At 70.8% G+C, this 25,220-nt stretch carries 22 protein-coding genes; 9 read left to right on the forward strand and 13 right to left on the reverse strand.

The window, feature by feature from the left end:
* The coding region (locus D7X30_RS01790; protein ID WP_199724144.1) for a hypothetical protein at positions 1-484 on the reverse strand (484 nt) is incomplete at its 3' end.
* 339 nt (positions 485-823) lie between these two features.
* On the opposite strand from D7X30_RS01790, the gene D7X30_RS01795 reads away from it, so the two are divergent.
* Complete coding sequence (locus D7X30_RS01795; RefSeq protein WP_158619181.1) at positions 824-2,545, forward strand: DUF4157 domain-containing protein; 1,722 nt, start codon at positions 824-826, stop codon at positions 2,543-2,545.
* A 6-nt stretch (positions 2,546-2,551) separates the two neighbouring features.
* Here the strand turns inward: D7X30_RS01795 and yedA are convergent, their stop codons facing one another.
* Positions 2,552-3,451: a drug/metabolite exporter YedA gene (yedA, locus tag D7X30_RS01800; protein WP_120561083.1), complete on the reverse strand. Its 900-nt coding sequence runs from the start codon at positions 3,449-3,451 to the stop codon at positions 2,552-2,554.
* A gap of 206 nt (positions 3,452-3,657) precedes the next feature.
* Here yedA and hrcA point away from each other — a divergent pair, with 206 nt between their 5' ends.
* Entirely contained in the window at positions 3,658-4,689 is a 1,032-nt protein-coding gene (gene hrcA, locus D7X30_RS01805; protein WP_120561084.1) for a heat-inducible transcriptional repressor HrcA, read from the forward strand.
* 5 nt (positions 4,690-4,694) lie between these two features.
* Here hrcA and D7X30_RS01810 read toward each other — a convergent pair whose 3' ends face one another.
* The gene (locus D7X30_RS01810) at positions 4,695-5,603 is read right to left on the reverse strand and encodes a lipid kinase (protein ID WP_304984664.1); all 909 of its coding nucleotides are present in this window, start codon (positions 5,601-5,603) and stop codon (positions 4,695-4,697) included.
* Positions 5,604-5,912: 309 nt separating this feature from the next.
* On the opposite strand from D7X30_RS01810, the gene D7X30_RS01815 reads away from it, so the two are divergent.
* Positions 5,913-6,368: a transcriptional regulator gene (locus D7X30_RS01815; RefSeq protein ID WP_120561086.1), complete on the forward strand. Its 456-nt coding sequence runs from the start codon at positions 5,913-5,915 to the stop codon at positions 6,366-6,368.
* An 82-nt stretch (positions 6,369-6,450) separates the two neighbouring features.
* On the opposite strand, the gene D7X30_RS01820 is transcribed toward D7X30_RS01815, so the two are convergent.
* The 3 genes from D7X30_RS01820 to D7X30_RS01830 form a co-directional block, all read right to left on the reverse strand.
* Positions 6,451-7,164, reverse strand: coding sequence for an HAD family hydrolase (locus D7X30_RS01820; RefSeq protein WP_120561087.1), 714 nt, complete (start codon positions 7,162-7,164; stop codon positions 6,451-6,453).
* Between the two features lie 46 nt (positions 7,165-7,210).
* Positions 7,211-8,032, reverse strand: a complete 822-nt coding sequence (locus tag D7X30_RS01825; RefSeq protein ID WP_120561088.1) for a hypothetical protein — start codon at positions 8,030-8,032, stop codon at positions 7,211-7,213.
* An 87-nt stretch (positions 8,033-8,119) separates the two neighbouring features.
* On the reverse strand, positions 8,120-8,467 hold the full coding sequence (locus tag D7X30_RS01830; RefSeq protein WP_120561089.1) for a hypothetical protein: 348 nt from the start codon (positions 8,465-8,467) through the stop codon (positions 8,120-8,122).
* Positions 8,468-8,682: 215 nt separating this feature from the next.
* Between D7X30_RS01830 and D7X30_RS01835 the strand changes: the two genes are divergently transcribed.
* The 3 genes from D7X30_RS01835 (at position 8,683) to D7X30_RS01845 (ending at position 12,615) form a co-directional block, all read left to right on the forward strand.
* Positions 8,683-9,684 carry a site-2 protease family protein gene (locus D7X30_RS01835; protein ID WP_120561090.1) on the forward strand — a complete coding sequence of 334 codons (1,002 nt, stop codon included), beginning with the start codon at positions 8,683-8,685 and terminating at the stop codon, positions 9,682-9,684.
* Positions 9,681-10,466, forward strand: coding sequence for a hypothetical protein (locus D7X30_RS01840; RefSeq protein WP_120561091.1), 786 nt, complete (start codon positions 9,681-9,683; stop codon positions 10,464-10,466). The genes D7X30_RS01835 and D7X30_RS01840 overlap by 4 nt, the downstream gene beginning before the upstream one ends.
* Positions 10,467-10,617: 151 nt before the next feature.
* The gene (locus D7X30_RS01845; RefSeq protein WP_120561092.1) at positions 10,618-12,615 is read left to right on the forward strand and encodes an ATP-dependent DNA helicase; all 1,998 of its coding nucleotides are present in this window, start codon (positions 10,618-10,620) and stop codon (positions 12,613-12,615) included.
* Here D7X30_RS01845 and D7X30_RS01850 read toward each other — a convergent pair.
* From D7X30_RS01850 to D7X30_RS01870, 5 genes are all read right to left on the reverse strand, one after another.
* Complete coding sequence (locus D7X30_RS01850) at positions 12,569-14,743, reverse strand: TonB-dependent receptor (protein WP_120561093.1); 2,175 nt, start codon at positions 14,741-14,743, stop codon at positions 12,569-12,571. The genes D7X30_RS01845 and D7X30_RS01850 overlap by 47 nt on opposite strands.
* Before the next feature lie 126 nt (positions 14,744-14,869).
* Positions 14,870-15,289 (reverse strand): DUF5684 domain-containing protein, encoded by a 420-nt coding sequence (locus tag D7X30_RS01855; protein WP_120561094.1) that lies wholly within the window; start codon positions 15,287-15,289, stop codon positions 14,870-14,872.
* Between the two features lie 117 nt (positions 15,290-15,406).
* Positions 15,407-16,513: a type IV pilus twitching motility protein PilT gene (locus D7X30_RS01860; RefSeq protein WP_120561095.1), complete on the reverse strand. Its 1,107-nt coding sequence runs from the start codon at positions 16,511-16,513 to the stop codon at positions 15,407-15,409.
* Position 16,514: 1 nt separating this feature from the next.
* Entirely contained in the window at positions 16,515-18,371 is a 1,857-nt protein-coding gene (locus D7X30_RS01865; RefSeq protein WP_120561096.1) for a type IV pilus twitching motility protein PilT, read from the reverse strand.
* A gap of 178 nt (positions 18,372-18,549) precedes the next feature.
* Positions 18,550-19,089: a GNAT family N-acetyltransferase gene (locus D7X30_RS01870; protein ID WP_120561097.1), complete on the reverse strand. Its 540-nt coding sequence runs from the start codon at positions 19,087-19,089 to the stop codon at positions 18,550-18,552.
* Between the two features lie 270 nt (positions 19,090-19,359).
* On the opposite strand from D7X30_RS01870, the gene D7X30_RS01875 reads away from it, so the two are divergent.
* Both D7X30_RS01875 and D7X30_RS01880 read left to right on the forward strand, forming a co-directional pair.
* The gene (locus tag D7X30_RS01875) at positions 19,360-20,085 is read left to right on the forward strand and encodes an ATP/GTP-binding protein (RefSeq protein WP_120561098.1); all 726 of its coding nucleotides are present in this window, start codon (positions 19,360-19,362) and stop codon (positions 20,083-20,085) included.
* Positions 20,082-21,575 (forward strand): ATP-binding protein, encoded by a 1,494-nt coding sequence (locus D7X30_RS01880; RefSeq protein WP_120561099.1) that lies wholly within the window; start codon positions 20,082-20,084, stop codon positions 21,573-21,575. The genes D7X30_RS01875 and D7X30_RS01880 overlap by 4 nt, the downstream gene beginning before the upstream one ends.
* On the opposite strand, the gene D7X30_RS01885 is transcribed toward D7X30_RS01880, so the two are convergent.
* Both D7X30_RS01885 and D7X30_RS01890 read right to left on the reverse strand, forming a co-directional pair.
* On the reverse strand, positions 21,572-22,900 hold the full coding sequence (locus D7X30_RS01885; RefSeq protein WP_120561100.1) for an MgtC/SapB family protein: 1,329 nt from the start codon (positions 22,898-22,900) through the stop codon (positions 21,572-21,574). The genes D7X30_RS01880 and D7X30_RS01885 overlap by 4 nt on opposite strands.
* 81 nt (positions 22,901-22,981) lie before the next feature.
* Positions 22,982-24,115 (reverse strand): aquaporin, encoded by a 1,134-nt coding sequence (locus D7X30_RS01890; RefSeq protein WP_233591316.1) that lies wholly within the window; start codon positions 24,113-24,115, stop codon positions 22,982-22,984.
* 117 nt (positions 24,116-24,232) lie between these two features.
* Here D7X30_RS01890 and thiL point away from each other — a divergent pair, with 117 nt between their 5' ends.
* The gene (thiL, locus tag D7X30_RS01895; protein WP_120561102.1) at positions 24,233-25,195 is read left to right on the forward strand and encodes a thiamine-phosphate kinase; all 963 of its coding nucleotides are present in this window, start codon (positions 24,233-24,235) and stop codon (positions 25,193-25,195) included.
* Positions 25,196-25,220: the final 25 nt, after the last annotated feature.

The raw sequence follows: 25,220 nt of genomic DNA on the forward strand, positions 1-25,220 counted from the left end.
GGAGTTCCTCGGTGCAGCCTTCGGCGATGAGTCGCGCTTCCTTCTCCCGGCTGATGGTCTCCAGGAAGCGGGCGTTCGGGTAGTAGCGGTAGCGCTGCTCGATGCTGAAGGGCGCGGGCCACAGCTCTTTCAGCACCGCTTCCGCGCATTGAAGCGCGAGCACGTGCTTCTGCTTCCCCAGCTGCATGGCTCGCGTCACGGGCTTGCCGCAGCGGTCCTGCTCCACCACCTCGGCGCACTCCTGGCGCGTCGGAGGCCGGTCCTTGAAGTAGCGCGCGTTCCCCAACTGCTCCGCTTGGACCGCACACGCGGTGAGCTGCTGCTCCAGCTCATCCGCGTCATGCTCCTGCTGCATCATCGCGAGCACGGCTGGCGGGATGGCCCGGACCAACGGGGATGCCATGGCCTGGGTCGCGGCCCGCGCGGACGCCTGCTCCGCCACGTAGGCCGCGTGCCGTGCCTTCCCGGCCGTCTCTGAATCCACGAACCGCAGAGTCCCATGCCGTGAACCCCCGGCACACGCCGTGAGCAACGCACAAAACATCCAGAGACTCGTCGCGGGGCGCATGCTCCGGACTCTATTGCCTCCCCTGACTTCGGCGATGTCCATGAGGGGAGGAGTCACCTGGATTCCGAGGACCCTGGCCGAGATGTGCGGCCTGTCTTCTGATGTCCGCGTGAGCTGGGCGCCCTGGTGTAGTAGATGTTTCACGGAACACGCCCTGATACATTGGGAGCACGGACATTGGATTTTCGGCACCGTTGGATCTCACCCACGCTCCTGGAGCAGGCCTGCGCTCGGGGCCAGGCACTCCCAAGGCGGTTGCGTGTCCGGTTCGAGCGCGCCTTCGGGGCCGACCTGAGCGCTGTGCGCCTGCACGAGCATCCCCTGGTCGCGAGCCTGGGAGCACAGGCCCTGTGCTGGGGAGAGCAGATCCTCTTCGCTCCGGGGGCACTGGCGCTCGACCTGGCTCGCGGGACCCGGATCCTCGCGCATGAGCTGGTGCATGTGCTGCAACAGCGCGCGGGGCGCGTCCCTCACGGGAACGGCGGGACCGGGCTGCTCGTGGATGGGGCCCTGGAAACAGAGGCCGAGGCCCTGGCGGCACAGGCCCTCTCGGGTGAGCGCGCGCACCTCGCGGCTTCCTGGGCGGGCGAAGGCCGGTGGACTTCGCCCACTCCCGCGCTTCAGGCGTACCACGTCATCCAGAACGCCCAGTTCGTCGCCCAGGACGTCAATCTCCACAACGCCACCTTCGAGACCCAGCGGGACGGAGTGCGGCCCCACCCCTACCCGAAGACGCACGCGGACAGCTTCCTCGTCGACGCTGGGACAGTGAACGTCATGGTGCGGGCGCACAACCAGGTCGCGCTCCGGTTCTCGGATGACAACGAACTCGCCATCGAAGACACCGATCCCCACCACGAGCAGGCCAAGCACTTCTTCGCCACGGATGGCGCCATCACACGGTGCAACCGCGCGTTGAGGTCCGCGGGCTCCAGCTATCGGATCACCAAGGTCCCCGGGCCTCGCTACCTTGAAATCGGCCCCCCCGCGCAGCCGGGCTGTCTGCCCTTCCTGCGCGGCCCGGGACCCAAGCGGCTGTTCCAGGTGGCGATGTCCGAGGGTGGGCACCTGGAGCCCGCCGTGTCGCAGAACTGCAACGAAATCTCCGGCAAGGTCATGGGGGAGCAGCAGGACGCGCAGCGCACCGTGAAACTCACGCAGTCCGGCAATCAGCTCTTCCTCAACCTACCGCGCTGGCAGCTCGGAGGGTGGGCCCCTGCCTTCCCGGCCCACGGCGACATCCCCTTCCGGCTGGCGGTGCTCATCACCACGTTCCTCTTCCATGGACAGGGAGAGGGCCCCAACGCCGCCGCGGCCCGGCAACGCGCGGTCAACGACTACCAGGTGGGATTGCAGAACGCGCTGGCGGGCGCCAATACCCCCAATGCCCAGATGGCGGCGCTCGCGGGCTTCAACGGCCCCATTGGCCGCAACTATGGCCGGCTGGTGAACCGGGTCCGTGCCAATGCCCCCATGACGCTCAACGGCGTCAACCTCAACGGGCTCACGCTCAGCACACGTTACGAGCAGCTCCTCTTCCGGCTGGGCCTCAATGCCTATGCCAACCCGCGGGTGGGTGATGCGTTCCAGACGTACTCCGTGGGCGCCATGGAGCGCTATCAGGATGCCCAGCACCGCAACTGGATGCGGATGCGGGACGAGGTCGCTCCCCGCCCGGTGGCGCCCATTCCTCCGCCTGTCTACTGCGAGCCGGTGTGGGAGTATCACTGGGGCGGTGTGGTCGCGGAGAGCGGAGCGGACCGCATCACCTTCGAGAACTACGCCCGCAACTACGAGGATCGCAATGGTCCCCAACTCCAGGGCGGCGAGTTCCGCTCGTTCTTCCAGATGACCCGCGTTCCCACCCAGGTCAATGATCCGCTGATCGCCCAGTCGTGGCACGAGAGCTGTTACGCCCACGGTTTCGCCAATGCCCTGACGATGTGCGTCTCCAAGCTCAGCCGCTGTGGGCGCTGAACCGGCTCACCGCTTCCCGCGGGCCAGCAGCATCACCGCGACCAGGATGGCGCTCATCGCGCCCCAGGTCATGGGGCCCAGCGTCTCTCCCGCGAACACCACGCCCAGCAGCACCGCCACCGCCGGGTTCACGTACGCATAGCTCGTCGCGAGCGCCGGCCTCGCGTGCCTCAGCAGATAGCCATACGCGCTGAACGCCACCAGCGAACCAAACACCACCAGATACACGAACGACACCATCGCGCGCGCAGGCACCTCGTCCACCATCCGCTCCCCCAGCACGAAGCTCAGCGCCATCATCATCACGCCCGCGCTCAACATCTGCGTCGCCGGTGCCATCAACCCCGCGGGCATCGGCAACCTCCGGCTCCACACCGACCCGAAGGCCCACGCCGCCGGCGCCATCACCACCGCCAGCGCCGCCACGCCTCCGCCGCTCATGTCCCCGCCCAGGTTGAGCAGCGCCACCCCCGCGAACCCCAGCACCAGCCCCGCCAGCTCCGCGCGGCCCGGCCTCTGCCCGAACGCCGCCCCGAAGATGGCCACCCACAACGGCATGCTCCCCACCACCAACGCCGCCACCCCGGACGGCACCCCCAGGTTCTGCGCCACCGCGATGCCCCCGTTGCCCAGCACCAGCAACAGGAAGCCCGTCACCACGCCCGCCCCCCACTGCCGCAGGTCCGGCCCCGGCTGCCCCTTCAACAGCAACCCCGCGAACAACACCCCGCCCGCCAGCAGGAAGCGCATCCCCGCCATCCGGAACGGCGGAAAGCCCGTCAGCGCGAACCGCATCGCCAGGTAGGTCGACCCCCAGATGACGTAGAGCGCGAAAAGGCTGAACATCAGGCGGCCCCGGTGGGGCGCGGGCTCGGCTACGGAGGGGGTCGCGGTCGCGGTCGTCACGGCGGCGGCCTTCTATCCCCCACCTCCCTCCCGTGCGATGTGCGCTTTGCCGTACCCGTGCCACGCAGGCCGGCGGACCAGCGCCCCGCCTGCCTGCCCTCTGGATGGCCCCTCCCAATTGAATGCCCCGGGCGTCCCTTTTAGAATTCTACAGGAGGCATGGAGACCCGGAGGTCGGGCCGACGGCCTGTGGAGCGTGAGCGGGAATGCCCGACGAATTGGGTGAGCGCGAGAAGGAAGTCCTCCGAGCCGTGGTGCAGGAGTACATCACCACGGGCGGTCCGGTCGGCAGTCAGCAACTGACGCGCCGCGGAGAGTTCGACGTGTCCTCCGCGACCATGCGCAACGTGCTCGCCGACCTGGAGGCCCTGGGCTTCCTGGAGAAGCCCCACACTTCCGCCGGCCGCGTGCCCACCGACCGGGGCTACCGCTTCTACGTGGACACCCTGGTGAAGCTGCGCGACCCCGCCCCCCGCGACCGCGAGCTCATCCACGCCGGCCTCGTCCACGAGTCCAGCCTGGACGAGGTGCTGTCGGAGGCCAGCCGCGTGCTGCACTCGCTCACGCGCCACGCGGGCGTCGTCCTCACGCCCCGCCCCGACGCCGCCGTGTTCCAGCGCATCGAGTTCCTGCGCCTGCGCGAGAACCGCGTGCTCGCCATCCTGGTGGGCCAGAACGGCCAGGTGCACAACAAGGCCCTCACCGTGGACTTCCCGGTGACGTCCGACGAGCTCATCAAGGCCAGCAACTACCTCTCCGAGCTGCTGCACCAGGTGCCCCTGGAAGAGGCGCGCGAGCGCATCCGCGCGGAGATGGACCAGGAGCAGGCCCTCTACAACGCGCTCACCGCCAAGGCCCTCAAGCTGGGCGCCGCCGCCACCGACCTGCAGACGCCGGAGCGCGTGCTCATCGAAGGCACCGGCTCCTTCCTGGAGCAGCCGGAGTTCGCGGACGTGGAGCGCATCCGCGCGCTGTTCCGCGCCCTGGATGAGAAGCACAAGCTGCTGCACCTCTTGGACCGCGTGCAGCGCACCAAGGAGATGCACGTCTTCATCGGCGCGGAGAGCGAGTTCTCCGCCGCCGGCGACGTCACCGTCATCGCCAGCCCGTACGGCACGGCGGAGGCGGTGCTGGGCACTGTCGGCGTCATCGGGCCCACGCGCATGGACTACCGGCGCGTGATTCCCCTGGTGAACTTCACCGCCCAGGTGCTCTCCAGCGTGCTGGAGAAGGTGTAGCGGCCCTACTGCGGCGCGGGCGCGTAGACGCGCAGCGCCGCGGGGGCCACCTCGAAGCGCATGGGCGTCATGCCCACGTTCTCCCCGTCCGCGTTCACCTCCATGGGCGGGTCCGTCTCCACGACGAGCCGGGAGGCGTGCAGGTGCACGACGGACTCGTGCTCCAGGTGCCCGCCGCTCCGCATGCCCAGCGCCACGCGCGCCAGCGTGGCCACGTCCTGCAGGTGGCCCAGCCCCGTGCGCTCCCCGCCATCCGCCATGGAGGGCGCGGTGATGGCGTAGACGTGGAAGTGGCGGTCGTCCAGCGTCGCGTCCGGCGCCACCATGTTGCCCGCGCCGTGGTAGCGGCCGTTGCCCACCACCAGCTGGAGCGCGTCCACCTCCAGCGTCCGGGAGCCCGTCTGGAGCCGGACGTGGAAGGGCTGCAGCGTGCGCATCTCCGCGGCGGCGGCCATGGGATAGGCCAGCTTGCCGGCGCGCTGCTTCAGCTCCTGCGTGAGCCGCTTCGCGATGGCGGTGGTGAGCCCCAGGCTGGCGGCGTTGAGGAAGGGCCGCCCGTTGACGAGCCCCACGTCCACGCGCGCCGTGTAGCCACCGGCGATGACGTCACACGCGGCCTCCAGCGTGTCCGGGATGCCCAGCGACCGGGCGAAGTCGTTGCCGGTGCCCAGCGGCACCACGCCCAGCGTCACGTCGCGCCCCATCAGGGCCTGCGCCGCGCAGCTGATGGTGCCGTCGCCTCCTCCCACGAGGACGCGGCGGGCCCCCTGGGCGATGGCCTCCTCCACCACCTTGCGCAGGCGCTTGGGCCGCGTCAGCGCGTGCGCGGCGATGATCGGGATGCCGTGGGCGGCCAGCAGCTCACGGGCGTGCTCGAAGGCGTCGAGCCCCGAGCGCGAGCGCGTATTCACCACCAGGACCGCGGGCCCTTCGTCCACGTGACGAAGGCGCGGAGGCGCGTTGAGTGCGGGTTCCAGGGGAAACCTCGGCTTTGAATGCAGCGCCTCCAAGCTGCGCACGACCGTGCGCCAGCACCAGCGGGACCCGGGAGAAAAGGGCAGGAGCACTGTCCATTCCCCGCCGACTGCGCGTGGAGAGCTTCCACGGGTGGACAGGGGTAGGGTGCCGGCGGGTTCCCTCCCTGGCCAGGCGTGTTCACCTTCCAGGCGACGCGGACTCCGTGCCACGGACCCGCGCCGGGACGTTCTCCAGGAGGGTTTTGAATGGCACGAGGAAGCAAGGACAAGTACTCGGCGAAGCAGAAGCGCATGGCCGAGCACATCGAGAAGGGCTACGAGGACAAGGGCGTCGGCGAGAAGACCGCGGCGGCCCGCGCGTATGCCACCGTGAACAAGCTCACCGGTGGCGGGATGAAGGGTGGCTCCGGCAGCAAGGCGAAGGCGGCCCGCCGGCGCCCCGCGGCCCGCAAGAACGCGCGCAAGGCAGGACGCGTGGGCGGCAAGCGCCGCGCCGCCACCGCGAAGAAGAGCACCCCTTCCAGCCGCAAGAAGGCCGCGCCCACCCGGGCCCGGCGCACCTCCACCGGCCGCAAGGCCACCTCGCGCACCGGCACCGCCGGCAAGCGCTCCACGGCCCGCAAGAGCACCGCGCGCCGCGGGACGGCTCGCAAGAGCACCGCGTCCCGTTCACGCGCGAAGCGGGGCGGTTCGCGCAAGTAACGCCGGATGGGCTTTGGCGAAGGGCTCCACCGGTGGCCACGCGTTCATGGCCGCCGGGGACGCCTTCACCCCGTCACGGGCTTCAGCGCGACTCCTCGTCCTTGGAGGTGTCCCGCGACGCCGCGTCCCAGGGCCAGATTTCGGGGTCTGCTTCCAGGCGGCGCAGCAGCTCCGCGGGGTCCTTCACCAGCGTGCGGCAGCCGGCCGTGCGCAGGTCCTCCGCGCGGAAGCCGCCGCACAGCACGCCCACGGACGCCAGGTGCAGCTTGCCCGCGGCCAGCGCGTCGTAGGGCGTGTCACCCACCACCACAGCCGTGGCGGGGTCCGGCTTGCCCAGCTTCACGAGCGCCGCCTCGAAGATGTCCGGGTGCGGCTTGCTCTTGTCGACCTCGTCCTTGGCCGTCTTCGCTTCGAACAGGCCGTCGATGCCGCACAGCTCCACGTAGCGCTTGAGCTCGTCGTCCTTGGCGCTGGAGGCCAGGGCAATCTTGCGGCCGCGCTTGCGCAGCAGCTGGAACAGCTCCTTCACGCGCGGGAAGGGGCGCACCTTGGGCAGGAACTCGCGCTTGAAGCGCGCGGAGCGGTCCTCCTCCAGGTCCTTGCCGAAGCGCTCCAGCTCCTCGTCGTTGAAGAAGACGGGCAACAGCTGGTCCGCGCCCTTGCCAATCTGGCTGCGCACGTGGGCAAACGGGATGTCACGCCCGAACTCGATGAACGACCGGCGCCAGGCCTCGGCGTGCTCGTCCACGGAATCCACCAGCGTCCCATCCACGTCGAAGATGACGTTCTCGACCATGCGCGGCAAACCTCCGCCGCCAAGGTGGCGATGGGTGACGTGCCGGTCAACCGCCCGTGGGTGACTTCGGTCCACTCTCCTGCGCTTCACTGTCCACGAGTGTCCGGGTCTGTACGCTGTATCCCTCCGGAGCGGCGGGGGTGAAGGCGTCGTTGGGCAGCGGCGTCTTCAGGTCCACCTTCGACAGCACCGTCTCCCCCTGCTTCGTGTCCCCCAGCCAGCGCGTGAGCTTCTGGGGCACGCACAGGCCCAGGGACGCGTCGCAGTGCTCCTCCTCCATCCGCACCTCCGCCCGGGTGCCGTCCGGCGCGCGCGTCTTCTTGGCCAGGAAGTCCAGCGAGGGCCAGCGCAGCACGTACGTCACCTCCACGCCGCCGCCCGCCTCTCCCTCCAGCGCCATGGTCAGCTCCACGGCCTCCTTCGCCTGGGGCAGGCCGGGGGTGCGCTTCGCCTTCGTGCTGCGCAGGAGCAGCGGCGCGCGGAAGCCGTCCGGCACGAAGGGGGTGAAGATTTCGGTGAGGAACGCGGACAGCTTCTCCGCGGAGACCTGGGACGTGAAGGTGGTGAACTGCTTCGTCGCCTCCACCTGCTCGTACAGGTGCTTGCCGTCCCACCACACCTGCCGGGCCTGGGGCGCGGACACGGTGCCGCGCATCTTCTGGGGCGCGCGGTACGCGAAGGTGAAGCCCGCGGAGGCGGTGTCCCCTTCCGTCTGGGTGCCCTCCAACTGGTAGGCCGTCAGCTTCGCGTCGCGCGCGGCCAGCTTCTCGCGCACCTGGGCCATCAGCTCCGCGTCGTTCGCGCCTCCGGACGAGGACGAACGGCACGCGAGGAGGCACACGAGGGGCACGAGGAGGAGGGCGCGCATGGGGAGCTTCCCGGGGGCTGGAAATGGAAAAGGCCCCGCTGTCTCCAGGGGGCCTTCGGACTGCCTCGGTGAGGAGGCAGCTTCGGACTACTTCACCGCCACGCCGGTCGCGGAGGAGCTGGTGATGCCGATGATGGTGCCGAACAGGGCGAAGATGCCGTGACGCGGCGTGGTGCTCGCCGACTTCAGGTCCACCTTGGAGGCGCCCATGGCCTTCGCCTCGGTGATGAGGAGGCGGTTGACCACCGTGTCCAGGTCGCTCTGGACGATGTCGATGATGTGGAAGATCGCGGTCAGGCCCAGCGAGCTGCCCTGGATGACGGCCACGGCCTCGCCGTTGGCGGCGATCTCGGAACCGGAGACGACGGCGGACTCGACGCTGGTGCAGCCCACGAGGGAGGCGGCGGCGACGGCGGACAGGATGAACTTCTTCATGGTTATCTCCCCAACTGACAGTGGCTTGGATGGTGACGGAGCGGCCCGAATGAGCGCTCCGACGTTCGGTAAAACCTCAAACGGCGCGGTTCGTAGCAGAAGGCTTTTTCAAGTCAAGGACCCGGGGCGGGTTATTCCGAGTTCTGTTGGACACTTCATCCGCCGGGCGGCGCGGGAGCGGTCGCCGCTCTCGCGGACGTGAGGCATCTTCGCGCATGCACCCGGCTTCCGTTCCACGTCCCACCCCGGCCCGCGTCTGGCTGCACCTGCTGCTCTTCGGGGTGACGCTGGGGACGACGTTCCTCGCGTACCTGCTGCTCTTTGGCCGCTCGTTCCCGTTCAGCGGGGGTGGGCTGCTCGAGGAGGACCGGACGCAGGCGCTGTTCTTCAGCGGGTCACTGCTCGCCATCCTGGGCTCGCACGAGATGGGGCACTACGTGCTCGCGCGGTGGCACCGGGTGGACACGTCGCTGCCGTACTTCATCCCGCTGCCGGTGCCGGGGAGCCTGGGCACGCTGGGCGCGGTCATCCGGCTGCGCGGGCGCATCCCCACGCGCAACGCGCTGGTGGACATTGGGGCCGCGGGGCCGCTGGCGGGCCTGGTGGTGGCGCTGCCCCTGCTCTACTGGGGGCTGTTGCACTCCACGGTGGTGGACTCGCCGCCGGTGCCGTCCGCGTTCCCCGGCGAGTCGTCGCTGTGGGTGCTGGGGCAGGAGCTGCTGCGCTGGGTGATGGAGAAGGTGACGCAGGCGCCGCCCGCGATGGTGCCCCTTTACACGAGCCACCAGACGCACTTTGGCGACAACCTCCTCATGAAGGCGCTGACGTGGCTGGCGCTGGGCCCCCTGCCGGAGGGCAAGGACGTGGTGGTGCACCCGGTGGTGATGGCGGCGTGGTTCGGCCTGCTGGTGACGCTGCTCAACCTGCTGCCGGTGGGGCAACTGGACGGCGGGCACCTGACGTTCGCGGTGTTGGGGCCCAAGGCCCGTCTGGTGGGCCATGGCGTGGCGGTGGTGCTGCTCTTCCTCACCGTGTTCGTCACCGCGTCGTGGGGCCTGTGGCTGGTGGTGGCGAGCAAGGTGGTGGGCTTCGGCCACCCGGAGGTGTTGCGGCCGGAGGAGCCCCTGAGCGCCTCGCGCAAGGTCATCTGCGCCCTGTGCCTGTTGGCGCTGGTAGGGTGCGCGATGCCCGTCCCCCTGCGCGAGGTGTGGTCATGAAGTACCAGTGCGAAAGCTGCGACCGGCTGGTCAAGGTGGAGACCTACCTCCTGGAGGACCACGCGCTGGCCGTGGCGTGCCCGGCGTGTGGCGCGTGGACGCGGGCGGCGCCCTCTCTCTCCAAGCCGGCCTCCCCGAAGCCGGTGCCCGGGCGCACGGAGGAGCCGGGCGCGCGTGGAGGCGACACCGCCGCGGTGGCGGTGCCCACGCCGGAGCCCGTCCTGGACCTGGAGCCCCCCGTGGTCCCCCTGCGGCCCAGCGTCACCGCGCTGCGCGTGGTGCGTTCCGAGGCGCCGTTGGTGGTCCCTTCCGCGCTGGACGGAGACCCCTTCCAGGCGCCGCCGGGCCACTGCCCCAAGTGCGTGGCGCCCATTCGCGATGACGCCGGGTCCTGTTCGGCGTGCGGACTGGTCTACGCCAACTTCATTCCGGATGAGCACCAGCCCTCCGAAGCCCTGGCCCAGGAGTGGCGCGAGCTGCTGGGGGCCTGGCACGACTGGGACGCGCACGACCGCCTGCTGTCCCAGGCGATGATGCGGGGCGAGATGGCCATGGTGGGCCGGCTGTACCGCATGCGGCTCGCCCGGGCGCCGAACGATGCCCAGGCGCTGCGCGGGCGGGATGAAGTGGTGCGCCGGGTGACGATGGCGACGACGCTCGCCTCCGACGGACCGTCACCGGCGCTGGGGCGCAAGGTGAAGACCGCGGTGATGGGTGTCGTGCTGGTGGTGTCCCTGGTGATGCTGCTGGTGCTCTTCCAGATGATGCGCGGGTCCTTCTAGGCGGCGGGCAGAGCCAGAGCGCTGGACGGCCCGCTTCCCGGGCAGGCGGGGGACGGGGCCTCACGGTCGCGTCAGGGAACGCGCGGGGGGCGCCGGGCGCTGTTATCCTGCGGGGCCGCCCCTTTCCGTCCTCCTGCCCCCGAACCGCCGCATGTCCGCGCCCGCGCCCCGTCCTCTCTCTGTCGACAGTCTGCTGGGGCCTGGTGGCGCGCTGGAAGAGGCGTTGCCCGCGTACGAGCACCGCCCGGAGCAGCTCCAGATGGCGCGCGCGGTGGAGCGGGCCTTCTCCGAAGGCAGCTACCTGCTGGCGGAGGCCGGCACCGGCACGGGCAAGACGCTGGCGTACCTGGTGCCCGCGCTCCTGTCGGGGCGCAAGGTGGTGGTGTCCACGGCCACGAAGACGCTGCAGGACCAGGTGTTCTTCAAGGACCTGCCGCTGCTCAGCGAGAAGCTGGGGCTGCGCTTCGAGGCGGCGTACCTCAAGGGGCGCGGCAACTACCTGTGCCTGCACCGCTACGAGTCCTTCGAGAAGGACCCGCAGTTCGTGTCGCGCGAAGAGGCGAAGCAGTGGCCGCTGCTCAAGAAGTGGGTGACGCAGACGGAGACGGGGGACCGGGCGGAGCTGGATTTGCCGGAGTCCTTCGCCGCGTGGTCGCGGCTGTCCACCACGTCGGAGACGTGCCTGGGCTCGCGCTGCTCGATGTACGAGACGTGCTTCGTCACGCGGATGCGCAAGCGCGCGGAGGCCGCGGACCTGCTGGTGGTGAACCACCACCTGTTCTTCGCGGACCTGTCGCTGCGCAGCTCCGGCAAGCGCACGGAAGGGGTGCTGCCCTTCTACGACGCGGTCGTCTTCGACGAGGCGCACGCGCTGGAGGACGCGGCCAGCGGCCACTTCGGGTGCAGCGTGTCCAACTACCGGTTGGAGGAGCTGTCGCGCGACGCGGTGGCGGCCCTGCAGGCGAAGGATGAGCGGCACGCGACGCTCTCCGCGCTGGCCCAGCGGGTGCGCTCGCACGCGGACGCGCTGTTCCTCCAGGCGCCGCGCGCGCTGGGGATGTCCAGCCAGGAGTCCACCGTGGCCTTGCGCCCGGAGACGATGGGCAAGCTGTCCGGCGCGCTGGAGCAGGTGCGTGAAGGCCTGGCCGCGCTGGCGTCCTTCGCGGGCAGCGAGCGCGAGCCGGAGCTGGCCGCCATCCACCGCCGCGCGGAGGAGATGGCGGAGCAGCTCAGCTTCCTGGAGAAGTCCGAGTCCGCGGACCACGTGTACTGGGCGGAGGCTCGCGGCAAGGGGCTGTTCCTGCGCGCGAGCCCCATCGACGTGGCGAAGGAGCTGCGCGACCGGCTCTACGGCGCGCTGGACACGGTGGTGTTCACCTCCGCGACGCTCGCGGCGGACAGCCGCTTCGATTTCTTCGCCAAGCGCATGGGCATGTACGACGACGAGGGCCAGCCCGTGACGCGCGTGCGCACGCTGGCGGTGCCCAGCCCGTTCGACTTCCCCCGCCAGTCCGCGCTGTACCTGCCCACGCACCTGCCGGACCCCAGCGCCCCGGGCTTCATCGAGGCGGCGGCGGAGGAGATCATCCAGCTGTGTGAAGTGACGGGCGGGCGCGCGTTCGTGCTCTTCACGTCCCTGCGCAACATGGTGCGCGCGTACGAGCTGACGGCGACGCGGCTGCCCTACCAGGCGCTGCTCCAGGGGGAGCGGCCCAAGCAGCAGCTCCTGGATGCCTTCCGCCAGACGCCCAGCGTGCTCTTCGCCGCGCACAGCTTCTGGGAGGGCGTGGACGTGCCCGGGGATGCGCTGAGCCTGGTCATCATCGACCGGCTTCCGTTCGCGTCTCCTGGAGACCCGCTGGTGGCCGCGCGCATCCGTCAGATTCAAGCGCGCGGTGAAGAGCCGTTCGACCAGTACCAGTTGCCGCAGGCGGCGCTGGCGCTGCGCCAGGGCTTCGGGCGGCTCATCCGCACGCAGGCGGACCGGGGCATCGTGGCGATGCTGGACCGCCGCATCGTGACCAAGGGCTATGGCCGCGTGTTCCTCTCCAGCCTGCCGCCCGCGAAGCGGATGGAGGACACGACGGAGTTGAGCCGCTGGTTCAACGGCCCGGTGCGCCCCGTGCCGCCCGTGCGCTCGATTCGCTGAACACGTCGCGCAGGCGCAGGCCCACGCGTGCCTGGAAGGGCGGGGCCAGGGTGTCCACGCCCGCGCGGCCCGCGAGGTACTGACGGTCGAAGAGGTTCTCCACCGCGCCGAAGGCATCCACCTTCCAGAAGAGGTGGCGGCTCACGAACAGGTCCACCACCGCCGCGCCGCCCATGCCGCGCGTGTTGAGGTCGTCCTCGTACTGCGGGCCGAACACGCGCAGCTGCGCGGTGACGGAGACGATGGACGGGTCGTCGAAGGTGACCGCGAGCGAGCCGCGATGCCTGGGGTCCTGGGGAAGCTGGCGACCCACGAGGTCGGGCTGGCCGGGAGCGCGCGTGACGACGGGGTCCACGAAGGTATAGGCGGCGAGCGCGGTCCACTGCCGCGACACGCGCCAGTCCGCGCCCAGCTCCACGCCGCGCACGCGGGCCCGGCCCAGGTTCTGGCGCTGGCGGGTGGCGCCGTCCGGCAGGGGCGTGGCGAGGGTGACGTTGGTGACGGGCGCGTCCAGCACGTTCCAGAAGCCGGTGACGCGGCCGGTGAGCCCGCGCGGGCCGGTGGCCTCCACGCCTGCTTCGGTGCCCCAGAGGCGCTCGGCGCCCAGGTCCGGGTTCGCGGCGGTGAGGACGGTGCCCACCTGGAAGGGGCGGTAGAGCTCGTTGAGGGTGGGGGCGCGGAAGGCGCGGTACGCGGAGGCGCGCAGGGTGAGCCACTCCAGCGGGCGCACGCGCGCGGCCAGGCGCGGGCTGAGCTGGCGCGCGGTGCGAGGCTCGAAGGCGGTGGCGGTGGCGGTGCCGTTCGCGAAGCTCGCCAGTTGGCTGCCGTCGAAGTTGCGCCACGTGTCCCAGCGCAGCGTGCCGGCGAACTCCAGCGCGGGGGACACGGTGTAGAGGTCCTGCACGAAGACGCCCCCGGACAGCTGCGTGCCCTGCGTGTTGCGCGCGTAGAGCGTCGTGGCGGTGTAGGTGGCGGGGAAGAGCAGCTCATCGGCCCTGCCGTGGGAGCGGCGCACGTCCACGCCCGCGGCGAGCACATGGGTCCCGGCCAGCGTCAGCTCCGGACCGGTCCAGACGAGCGAGCCGCCCTGGTCGTTCGCGGGCACGTCCTGGAGGGCGGAGCGGGCCTCGAAGTTCCGGTCCGGAGTGACGCGGGCGCGGTCCTGGGCGAAGTGCTGGGTGCGGCCGAAGAGGCCCAGCTCGAAGGTGCCGGCGGAGTCCGTGCGGAGGCGGGCGTTCGCGGCGAACCACGCCAGGTCCACGCTGGCGACGGTGTACCGGGTGCCACCGTTCTGCGTCTCGCGGAACACACCCGCGCGGGCGGAGAGGGAGAGGTGGTCGGTGGCTTCTGCTTCGATGCGCGCCTGGGCGCTGACGTGGTTGGAGGGGGTGTCACCGTCGATGCGGCCGCGCTGGCTCTCGGGGACGATGCGGTAGCCGTCGCTGGTGAGGCCCTCGACCTCCAGCGAGGCGCCCACGCGGCCCCAGCGCTCCGCGATGCGCGCGGCGGCGAAGCCGGTGCCCAGGTTGCCCACGGACACGTCCGCGTCGAGCACCGGGCCGGTGATGGGCCGGGAGAACAGCTGCACCACGCCGCCCAGCGCGGCGCTGCCATAGAGCGCGGAGCCGCCGGTGGGGACGACCTCGATGCGGTCCAGGCCCAGGCGGGGCAGGGCGCGCCAGAAGACCCAGCCGCCGTAGGGGTCGTTGAAGGGAAGCCCGTCCAGCAGCACCAGCCCGCGAGCCACGCCGGAGGGCGCGAGCCCGCGCAGGTTGAGCCCCTGCGCGGTGGGGTCGGCGACGAGCGATGGAGTGCGGCGGAACGTGGCCGCGGACGGCAGCGTGCGGATGAGCGCGTCCTGCGTGAGCGTGGGGCTGCGTTCAATCTCCGCGCGGGGAATCACCACCGTGGTGGCGGGTACGTCGCGCAGCGGCCGAGGCAGGCGCGTGGCGGTGACGACGGTGCGGGTGTCGCGGGGAGGCTCGGGCTCGGCGGGAGCCACGGGGGGCTCCGGCTCAGGGACCGTGACCGCGTCCACCGCCTGCGCGCTGGCCACTCCGGGCAGCAGCAACGCCCACGCGAGGCGGTAGGAGAGCGACGAACGGGATGAGACGCGCGGAGCAGGCATCGGTCCCGCTCTACTGGATGCCGTGCTCCCGGGCGAGCAATGGCGGACGCCAGAAACACGAACGGCGGTGAAGCGACCGGAAGGCCTCTCCACCGCCGCCGTTCACGGCCAGAAGGCCGTGGGGAACTACGCCGCGGCCACGCCACCGCCGGAGGCGGCCGGGCCCTGGTACTGCGCGTCGCCGAAGCCGAGGATGGCGTAGAAGACCGGGCCGAGCAGCGCCAGACCGATGCCGAAGCCCGTGCCCTTTCCGAAGGACTTCGCCATGTCGATGCTGATGATGAACAGCGCGATGAAGTTCACGCACGGCAGCAGCGCCAGCACCACCCACCACGCCGGACGGCCGACAATCTGGGTCAGCACGTAGATGTTGTAGAAGGGCACGATGGCCGCCCACCCAGGCTGGCCCGCCTTGGCGAACGTCTTCCACATGCCGGCGACGATGAAACCGATGAAGGCCAGGTAGAAGAGCCAGAACACCAGACCCGGGCCCTCCGCCTGCTGGTTCTGCATCTGCTGCATCATCTCAAGCTGCTGCTCATCCATGACTTCCCCCTCGGAAGTGCGGGACCCACCTCGATGGGCGGGTCCACGTTCACTCCCGAACAAAGGCGAAGTCGGGGGGAGAAAGCAAATTCCTTCCCCACTGTCGCCGCGGGCCGCTCAGGCCTTCAGCGTCTCCGGCACCTGCCAGTCCGGCTTCAGCCGCTGGATGATCTTCACGAAATTCTCCTTGTCCTGGGCTTTCTCCAGGGCGGCGTCGGGGAGGATGACGTCGTCCTTCACCAGCCGCTCCAGGTGCATGTCCAGGGTCTGCATGCCCTGGTTCTGGCCGGCCTGCATCTTGGAGGCGATCTGGAACACCTTGCCCTCGCGAATCATGGCGGCGATGGCGGGGCTGCCCACCAGGATTTCAAGCGCGGCGACGCGGCCCTTGCCGTCCGCGGTCTTGATGAGCTGCTGGGCGACGATGCCGGCCAGCGACTCCGCGAGCATGCCGCGCACCTGGCCCTGCTCGTCCGCGGGGAAGGAGTTGATGATGCGGTCGATGGTGGCGGGGGCGCTGTTGGTGTGCACCGTGGCGAAGACGAGCACACCGAAGCTCGCGAGCTGGAGCGCCAGCTTCATCGTCTCGTTGGTGCGCAGCTCGCCAATGAGGATGACGTTGGGGTCTTCACGGCCGGCGGAGCGGATGGCGGTGGCGAAGCTGGAGGCGTGCGGGCCCACCTCGCGGTGGGTGACCTGGGACTTGAGCGATTCGTGCACGAACTCCACCGGGTCCTCCACGGTGAGCACGTGCGCCGGGCGCGTCTTGTTGATGTGGTTGATCATCCCCGCGAGCGTCGTGGACTTGCCTGAGCCCGTGGGGCCCGTCACCAGCACCAGCCCGCTGCGGCGGTCCGCCATCTTGCGCACCACCTCCGGCGTCTTCAGGTCCTCCAGCGACAGCACCTTGCTGGGGATGGTGCGGAACACGGCGCCAATGCCAGTCATCCGGTAGAAGTAGTTGGCGCGGAAGCGGGCCTTGGTGCCGTAGCCGTAGGCGAAGTCCAGGTCCAGCTCCTCCGTTATCTGCCGCTTCTGTTCGGGCGAGCAGATCTCGAAGAGCAACGACTCCAGCTCGTTGGAGGTGAGGGCTTCTTCGCGCAGGGGCACGAGCTCGCCGCGGATGCGGCCCAGGGGCGGGTAGCCCACGCCCAGGTGCAGGTCGCTGCCCTTCTTGTCGAGCAGGATGTCGAACCAGGTGGCGATGCGAGGGGTGTCCGTCATGTCAGGCGCCCTTCTTGCCAAGCAGTGAGCCCACCTTGGACAGCATCCGCGCGCCCTCCTGGGCGGTGGCGGGCGGGGGCACGGTGGGAGCGGCGCCGGGCCGCTTGCCCGTCACCATGGCTTCGATCTCGTCCGGGTTCTCCGCGAAGCCCTTCACCGTCTCCAGCGTCGCCTTGCCGGAGCGGGCCAGGTCCGCGAGCGAGTCCTCGAAGCGGATGATGCCCAGCGACTTGCCGCGCTGCTGGAGGGAGGGGATTTGATACGTCTTGTTGTCGCGGATGAGGTTGCCCAGGGCCATGGAGCCGGTGAGCACCTCGGCGGCGGCGACCAGGGACTTGCCGTCCGTGCTCGGCATCAGCCGCTGGCTGACGATGAGGCGCAGGCCGCTGGAGAGCGACAGCCGCACCTGCTGCTGGTCCGCCGGCGGGAAGAGGTCGATGAGCCGATCGATGGTCTTCGCCGCGCTGGGCGTGTTCATGGTGCTGATGAGCAGGTGGCCCGTTTCGCTGGCGGCGAGCGCCATGCGCACGGTCTCCGTGTCGCGCAGTTCGCCCACGACGATGACGTCCGGATCCTCGCGGAGGCTGCCCTTGAGGGCGCTGGCGAAGGTGCGGGTGCTGGTGCCCACCTCGCGCTGGCTGATGAGGGCGCGCTTGCGCGGGTGCACGTACTCCACCGGATCCTCCACGGTGAGCACGTGGTGCGTGGTTTCACGGTTGATGATGTCCACCAGCGCCGCGAGCGTGCTCGTCTTGCCGTGGCCGGAAGGACCGGTAAGCACGATGAGGCCCTGGTGGTGATGCGTGGCCTTGGCGATGTCCGGGGGCAGGCCCAGCGACTCCAGGGTGGGGACTTCGCGGGGGATGACGCGGAAGGTGCCTTTGAGGCCCGTGCGCTGGCGGCACACGTTGACGCGGAAGCGGCCGGTGTCCTCGGAGTCCAGCGCGAAGTCCACGCTGCCGTCCTTCTCCAGCACGTGCCGCAACCGCTCCGGGATGATGGGGAGCAAGAGCCGCTCCACCGTCTCCGGAGACAGCGGCGTGTCCTGCGGCAGCAGCTCTCCGGCCAGGCGCAGCAGCGGAGGCCGTCCGGCCACCAGGTGCAGGTCGCTGGCGCCCATGCTGCGCGCCTGCTCCAGCAGCACGGTCAGGTCGCGGCCCGGAGCGGAGGTCGAGCGCGAGATGGGGATGACCCGCGCGGGGGGATTCGCGCTGGCGGAGGAGTGGGCCGGAGCGCCCGCATGCGCCGGAGCGCCCGCGTGGGCCGGAGCGCTCGCGTGTGAAGAGGCGCCCGCGTGGGGGGCCGCGCCACCAGGAACTGCGCGCGCGGCGGCTCCCGCACCCATGCCACCGGACTGCGCGGCTCTCGCGTCCATGCCACCAGACTGCGCGGCTCTCGCGTCCACGGGCGCGGAGACCGCGGGCACTCCCGCGTAGGGCGTGCGCGTGGGCGCCTGCGCGGACACGGCCGGCACTCCCGCGTAGGGCGTGCGCGTGGGCGCGGCGGGCGCCGCTGGGGCCGCCGCGGCTGCTGGAGCCGCCGCGGCCGCCGCGCCTTCCGCGCCTCGCGTGAGGCGCACGTTCATCAACTCGCCCCGGCGCACCGCCGCGATGTTGAGGGAGCCCAGTCCGGTGGCGTTCACCGTCCACTGTACCGGCGTCTCCGACACCGACGACGCGCGGGCCATGCCCACCATCGCCTGGAGGGCCTTCACGAGCTCATCGGTGGAGAGGGCGCCTGGATCAATGGGCTCGTAGCCGTTGGCGCCGCGCACCATCGGAGGACGGCCGCTGGCCAGGGCCAGCTCGGTGATTCCAGGACGCGATAGATGACGCAGCAGTTCCGCGAGCGGTTTCATTCAGGGGGAAGCCCCACCGCTGCCGTGCGTCAGGCCCGGCGGGGTGGAAACTCCCGCGAGGATAGTCGACCGCCACGCTCCAGGTCACCCTGGGGGCATGGCCCCAAACGCACGACGGGAGCGGCCGTGCGAGGGCCCCTCCCGTCGGGTCCAACCGATTGCGTTGGGGTGCTGCGGACTACAGCTCGCGCGACATCAGGAGCCGCAGCTTGCCGGACTTCTTGGAGACCACCGTGGCCACCGTGGTGAAGCCCGCCTTGCGGTAGAAGCCCACCGCCGGCGCGTTCGCGGGGTCCACGCGCAGCGCGATGGTCTTGCGGTACATGTCACGCGCCGCGTCCAGCGCCTTGTCCAGCAGCATGGCGCCCACGCCGTGGCGCCGCAGCTCCGGCTTCACCACGATGTTGCGCAGGTAGGCCGCGCCCGGCACCGGACCGTCGCGCTCCACCGTCACGTAGCCCACCACCTGGCCCTGGATCCGCGCCACGTGGAGGAAGGGCTTCAGCTGCGTGAGGGCCTTGAGGCTCTCCTCCTGCGACTCACCCCGCCCCTTCCAGGGCTCGGAGTTGGAGCGCAGGGCCGACACCGTCGTCAGGTCCTCGTCGGTGGGCGGACCGAATTTGACCCCGTTCACCAGATCGTTGGGGAGCGTTGCTCCTTCCAGCACCAGCGTGGGGGCCGCCACCTCGACGCCAGGGTCCACCTGCTTCATCGTCATCGCCTTGCTCCTCCGTCGCGTCTGCGATCCTAACCGGTCCCCCCGTACCCATGCACGCGATCATTCCGCGCGCATTGTTCTGTTTTCCGTGTGGGGAGACGTCCTCCTCCCAGGCGGGAAGCAGGAGCCTCTCGAAACGTTGCCCGCGGGCGCGTCATTCCGGGAAGACATGTCCCGCTCCGCTGTCTGGACTGCGAGCGGCCTTCCGCGCGGGGCGTGAGGCCATTATAAAACCCCTGTCCGGGTCCCCCTCGGTCCGAGTTCCGCCCCTTGCAACTCAACCACGCCCAGCGCGAGCTGACGCTCAAGATCGTCTATTACGGCCCCGGGTTGAGCGGGAAGACGACGAACTTGCGCAAGCTGCACGCGCGAGCGCGGCCGGACGTGCGAGGGCGCCTCCTGTCGGTGGATACCCACGACGACCGGACGCTCTTCTTCGACTTGCTGCCCGTCTTCTTCTCCACCTCCACGGGCTTCAAGGTGAAGGTGAAGCTCTTCACCGTGCCCGGACAGGTCATCCACAACGCCACGCGGCGGGTGGTGCTCCAGGGCGCGGACGCGGTGGTCTTCATCGCGGACAGCCGCAGGGGCGCGGCGCAGGAGAACAACGCCTACTGGCGCAACCTGCAGGAGAACCTGCGGGAGATGGAGCTGGACCCCACGCAGGTGCCGGTGGTCATCCAGTTCAACAAGCGCGACCTGCCCGACAGCCTCACGGACGAGGAGCTGGCGGAGGTTCAGCGCCGGGGCAGCCAGCCGGTGGTGGGCTCCGTGGCCGTGCGAGGCGAGGGCGTGGTGGAGACCTTCCACGCCGTGGTGCAGACGGCCTGGCGCGCGCTGGAGGGCCGGGCGCAGCTGTCGCGCAACGTGGGCCTGAGCGAGGAAGAGTTCCTGGGGCAGATCTTCCGTCACATCGACCTGAGCGGCACGGCGCTGGAGGGGCGGTACGGCCCCGGCGCCATGCCTGGCGGCAGGGAGAGCGGGAGGGCGCCATGAACGGCACGTCAGGCGGCGGGCCCCGGAACACCGCGAGCGCACCCCGGCGCGAGTCCGCGCTCCAGCGGCGGCTGTCGCTGGGGGACCTGCTGGACCTGCCGTCCTTCACGGAGGTGGTGAAGGGCTTCAGCGACCTGTACCGCGTGGGCATCAAGGTGCTGGACACGCGCGGCAACAAGCTGGCGGATGTGAAGGTGGGCCACGGCGACTTCTGCGCCTACGTCTTCTCCTTCCCGGACGGCCGCCACGCGTGCACCGCCATGGTGGGCCGGGTGAAGGACGGCCCCGTGCTGCCGGAGGCCGGTGGGCGCGTGGCGGACGGAGACGTCTCCGAAGCGGCGGGCCTCATCGCGCTCACCTGCTTCACCGGCCTGCGCTACGTGGTGATGCCGGTGCGCTGGGACGGCGACCTGCTGGGCCGGGTCATCCTGGGGCCCTTCACGCCGGAGGAGCTGACGGACTTCCCGGAGACGCTCACCAGCATCCACGGGCTGGACCTGGAGCGCGCGCAGGAGCTGCTGGGCCGCGTGCGCCGCGTGCCGGAGCGCACCGCCGCGCAGGTGCTGGGCCACTTCGGCCAGGTGCTGGGCGCGCTCGTGGCCAGCGGGCAGAAGGCGTACCTGGCCACGCACCTGCATCTGGAGTCCACGCTGGAGGTGCACCGCGAGCTGGAGGCGCAGAACGCGCGGCTGCTCCAGGCGAACGCGCGGCTCAAGGAGCTGGACCGGCTGAAGTCCACCTTCCTGGGCACGGTGAGCCACGAGCTGCGCACGCCGCTCGCGTCCATCCTGGGCTACTCGGAGATGATGGCGGAGGGGCTGGCGGGGCCGCTCAACCCGGAGCAGCTCCAGTACGTGCGCACCATCGTGGAGAAGGGCGAGACGCTCCTCTCGATGATCTCCTCGCTGCTGGACCTGAGCCAGATTGAAGCCGGGCGCCTGCGCCTGTCCATGGCGCCGGTGGACCCGGGCTACATCATCCAGACGGCGGTCTCCAGCGTGCTGCCGCAGGCGCAGCGCAAGGGCCTGGAGCTGGAGGTGCGGCTGCCGCACACGCCGCAGCCCCGGCTGGCGGGGGATTTGGACAAGCTGCGCCAGGTGGTGGTGAACCTGCTGGCCAACGCGGTGAAGTTCACGCCCGCGGGCGGCCGGGTGAAGGTGACGCTGTCGGACGCGGCGATGCAGCAGGAGCTGGGCGTGCCCGGCTACCGCATCAGCGTGGAGGACACCGGCGTGGGCATCCGCGCCGAGGAGTTCGAGCGCATCTTCCAGAGCTTCTACCAGGTGGACGGCAGCTCCACGCGCGAGTTCGGCGGCGCGGGGCTGGGCCTGGCCATCGTGAAGAGCCTGGTGGAGGGACACGGCGGCCGGGTGCGCGTGGAGAGCGAGTTCGGCCACGGCTCGCGCTTCATCGTCCAGCTGCCGCTGCACCCGCCCATGCAGGGCGGGCTGACCGCCGCGCCGCCCATGCCGGAGCCAGACCGCTTCTAGCGGTCGTCGTGGGGCTTGAACAGGCCCGCGCCTCCGGCGGGCGCCGGCAGGAACGTGGGCAGCCGCGTCTGCACGAAAGCGCCCACGAGCCCCAGCAGCATCACCACACCCAGCGCGCGGCCCAGCCGCAGCGTGAGCGACCGCTGCGCCGACACGCGCGCCACGAGGATGAAGTTGATGGCGGCGCTGGCGAGCGACGCGATGATGGCGCCCACTCCCGCCGTCGTGGGGGAGATGGTGCCGTTGGCGCACAGCGACGCGGCGGACGCCACCGCGGACGCGCTGGACACCAGTCCGCCCACGGCGCTCACCGCGTAGAAGCCCCAGCGGCCCATCAGCGTCTGGCCCACGGTACCCACCACCTGGAGCGCCAGGAAGATGAGGCCGAACTTCAGCGCGGACGGCAGCGAGAAGGGCGACTTCAGGGGCAGGGCGGGAGGCTCGGCGCCGGGCGTGGCCTCCACGCGCGAGCGCACCAGCGCCAGGCCCATGCTGGACAGGAGGATGAGGACCAGCGGGATGACGGAGTCCACCAGCGCGCGCAAGGAGAGCAGCCCCAGCAGCACGGCGTTGCGCAGCGCCATGGCGGCGGTGGCCAGCATCACGCCCCGGTAGGCCACGTCGAGCAGGCGTCCGGACGTCTCGCGCACGCGGTTGGCCAGCTCCGCCACGGTGACGGTGCTGTTGACGAGCCCGCCCAGGAACCCCGTCACCTCCACGCCTTGCGTGCCGAACATCTTCCACAGCAGGTAGTTCACGAAGCCGATGGCCGCGATGAGGATGACGGTCACCCACGCGGCGCGCGGCTCGATGAGGCCCCACGGGTCCACCGGCTGCGCGGGCAGCACCGGGTAGATGGCGAAGGCGAGGATGGCGAGCAGGATGGCGCTGCGCAGCTCCTCTGCGGTGATTTTGTGGCTGAAGGTGGCCATCCGCTCCTTCCATGCGAGCAGGCCCGCCGTCGTCACGCCCACCGCCGCGGGCGTCACCGTATGGCCCAGGCCGCACAGCACGCCGGTGAAGCCCGTGACGAGCAGCGCGGCGGACGTGGTCAGCTCCGCGCCGCCGTCGGTGCGCAGGGACTGCCAGTTGAGGAAGCACAGCAGCACGCCCAGCAGCGCGAGGCTCAGCAGCGCGAAGTTCGGGCCCAACAGGCCGCCCATGCAGCCCAGCAGCGCCGCGAAGCCGAACGTGCGCAGGCCGGCCTCCTTGCCACGCCACTCGCGCTCCAGCCCGACGAACAGGCCCACCGCGAGCGCGAGCATCAGTCGCATCATCGTCTGCAGCGGTGGCCAGGAAACGACGGGGGGAAGACCTTCCATCATGCGAAAACCTCTCTTGGACCGTCATGCGCGCGTGCCGGGCGGACGTCAACGCCGCAGCCCGTCACGTGCAAGGGGTCCACGTCAGGTGAGCGCGCGGGGGCCTTCGGGAGCGGGGCCGCCGCTGACGACGTGCAGTCGCTCCCAACCCTGGCGCGCGAGGAGTGGATGCAGCCTGGACCGCAGCGCCGCCTGCAGCGCCTTCGCTCCGGCCTCGTCCTTCAGCGACAGCGCGGGCAGCGACCAGCGCTCCCGCACGCGCGCATCCATGCCTGGGGCATGGCCCGCGACGTCGATGAGAACGTAGTGCGACGCGGGCACATTCCGGTCGCGCAGGGGCGCGGCGCGCAGGTTCGCCTCCCGCATCAGCGCCTCCACGGCGGGCGGCGGTCCGTCATCCAGCCCCGAGCCCGGCGGCGGCGCCACCACCGCGCGCGCCCGGTCCGGATGCGCCAGCGTGTTGAAGAGGGCAGCGGCCAGATGGGCGGGCCCTGCGTTCGAGCACTCGAAGACGACGGTCTCCACGGGCGTGGCGGCAGGCTTCGGCGTGCCGCCCAGCAGCCACCGGAAGAGGAACACCGCCAGCGCCGCGCCCAACAGCTGCGCCGCGACGAAGGACTCCACCTCCCACGGGCTCATCACGCCCACGTGGGCGCTGGCCGCGCGCGCCAGCACCAGCGCCGGGTTCGCCAGCGAGCGCGAGTCCGTGAACCACACCGTCGCCGCCACGTACCCCGCGATGGCCAGCGGCGTCGCCGACGGCCGCGTGCGCACGCAGCCGCGCACCACCACCAGCAGCCCGAACGTGGCCACCATCTCCGTGAGGAACCGCGCCCCGTCCGCCGCGGGCATCCTCGCGGTGAGCAGCAGCGGCTCATTGCACATGCGGTGCGCGACGAGCCGACCCACCAGGCTGCCGGTCAGTTGCGCCAGTACGTACAGCGGCACCTCACGCCAGGGCATGCGGTCCCCCAGCGCGTCCGCGAAGGTGAGCGCCGGATTCAGATGCGCGCCCGACAGCGGCCGCAGCACCCACAAGAGGCACGCCAGCACCGCGCCGCAGGAGAGGGACATGAAGAGGCGTCCCTCGGTGGCGCTCGCGCCCAGGTGCTCCGCGACGTGGTGCGACCCCTCCAGCGCCACCACCAGCAGCCCGCAGCCCAGCGCTTCCGTCACCAGCCGGCGGCGCAGGTCCATGGCTGTGGCGGAAGAGGGCACTCCTCAGTCCTATGCCTGGGCGGTCCGACACCGTCAACGCCACGTGCCCCCATCCCGCCCGCCCGTTCGCGGGTCGTCATTGCGTCCCCCTGCGCGAGCGTGGTCTTCAGTGCCGCCATGCCCGGCGAGTTCGACCTCATCCAACGCTTCCTCGCCTGCTTCCCGCGCGCGCGGGTGCCGGTGGGACCGGGGGACGACTGCGCCGTGCTCGCCCCATCCAAGGGCGCGCTGTGCGTCACCACCGACGCCGTGGTGGAGGACGTGCACTTCACCCGCGAGACGTTCTCCGCCGCGGACATCGGCCACAAGGCGCTCGCGGTGAACCTGTCGGACCTGGCCGCCATGGGCGCCACGCCGCGCTGGTTCGTCTGCGCGCTCGCGCTGCCCCGGGACTTCCCCGCCCGCGAGCTGTCCGCCATGGGCCGGGGCATGGCCGCGCTCGCGAAGGCCCACCGAATCATGCTCGTGGGCGGCAACTTCACCTCCGCGCGCGAGGTGTCCGTCACCCTCACCGTCACCGGGGAGCTGTCCCGCGCGCCCCTCACCCGCTCGGGCGCCCGGCCCGGAGACCTCCTCTATGTCTCCGGCACGCTGGGCGACGCGCGCCTGGGGCTCCAGCACCTCCAGGCCGGCGTCCGGCGGGGCGCGGCCGTGAAGCGCCAGCGCCGCCCCGAGCCCCGCATCGCCCTGGGGAAGCTGGCCGCGCGCTTCGCCTCCGCCGGGATGGACGTGTCGGATGGACTGGCGCAGGACCTGGGCCACCTGTGCGCCGCGTCCCGGGTGGGCGTGGAGCTGGAGCTGGACCGGCTGCCCCTGTCACCCGCCGTGCGCGCGGCGCTGGGGCCAGAAGGTGCCCTGCGGGGAGGGGAGGACTACGAGCTGCTGCTCGCCGTCCCACCTTCGAGCATGCAGGCGTTCGAGCGCGCGTGTGCCCGCGCCGGGCAGAAGGTGACGTGCATGGGAGTGCTTACCCGGGAGCGGACGTTGCGAATCCGGGACGCAGGGGGGCATGTTCTGACCCCTCCAGCGGGATTCGACCACTTCGCCCGGACAGGCAGGCAGATCCGGCCGGATGATTGACCCGTACCGGACAGCAAGGCTAAAC

The organism is Corallococcus sp. AB011P (assembly GCF_003611605.1).
GTDB lineage: Bacteria > Myxococcota > Myxococcia > Myxococcales > Myxococcaceae > Corallococcus > Corallococcus coralloides.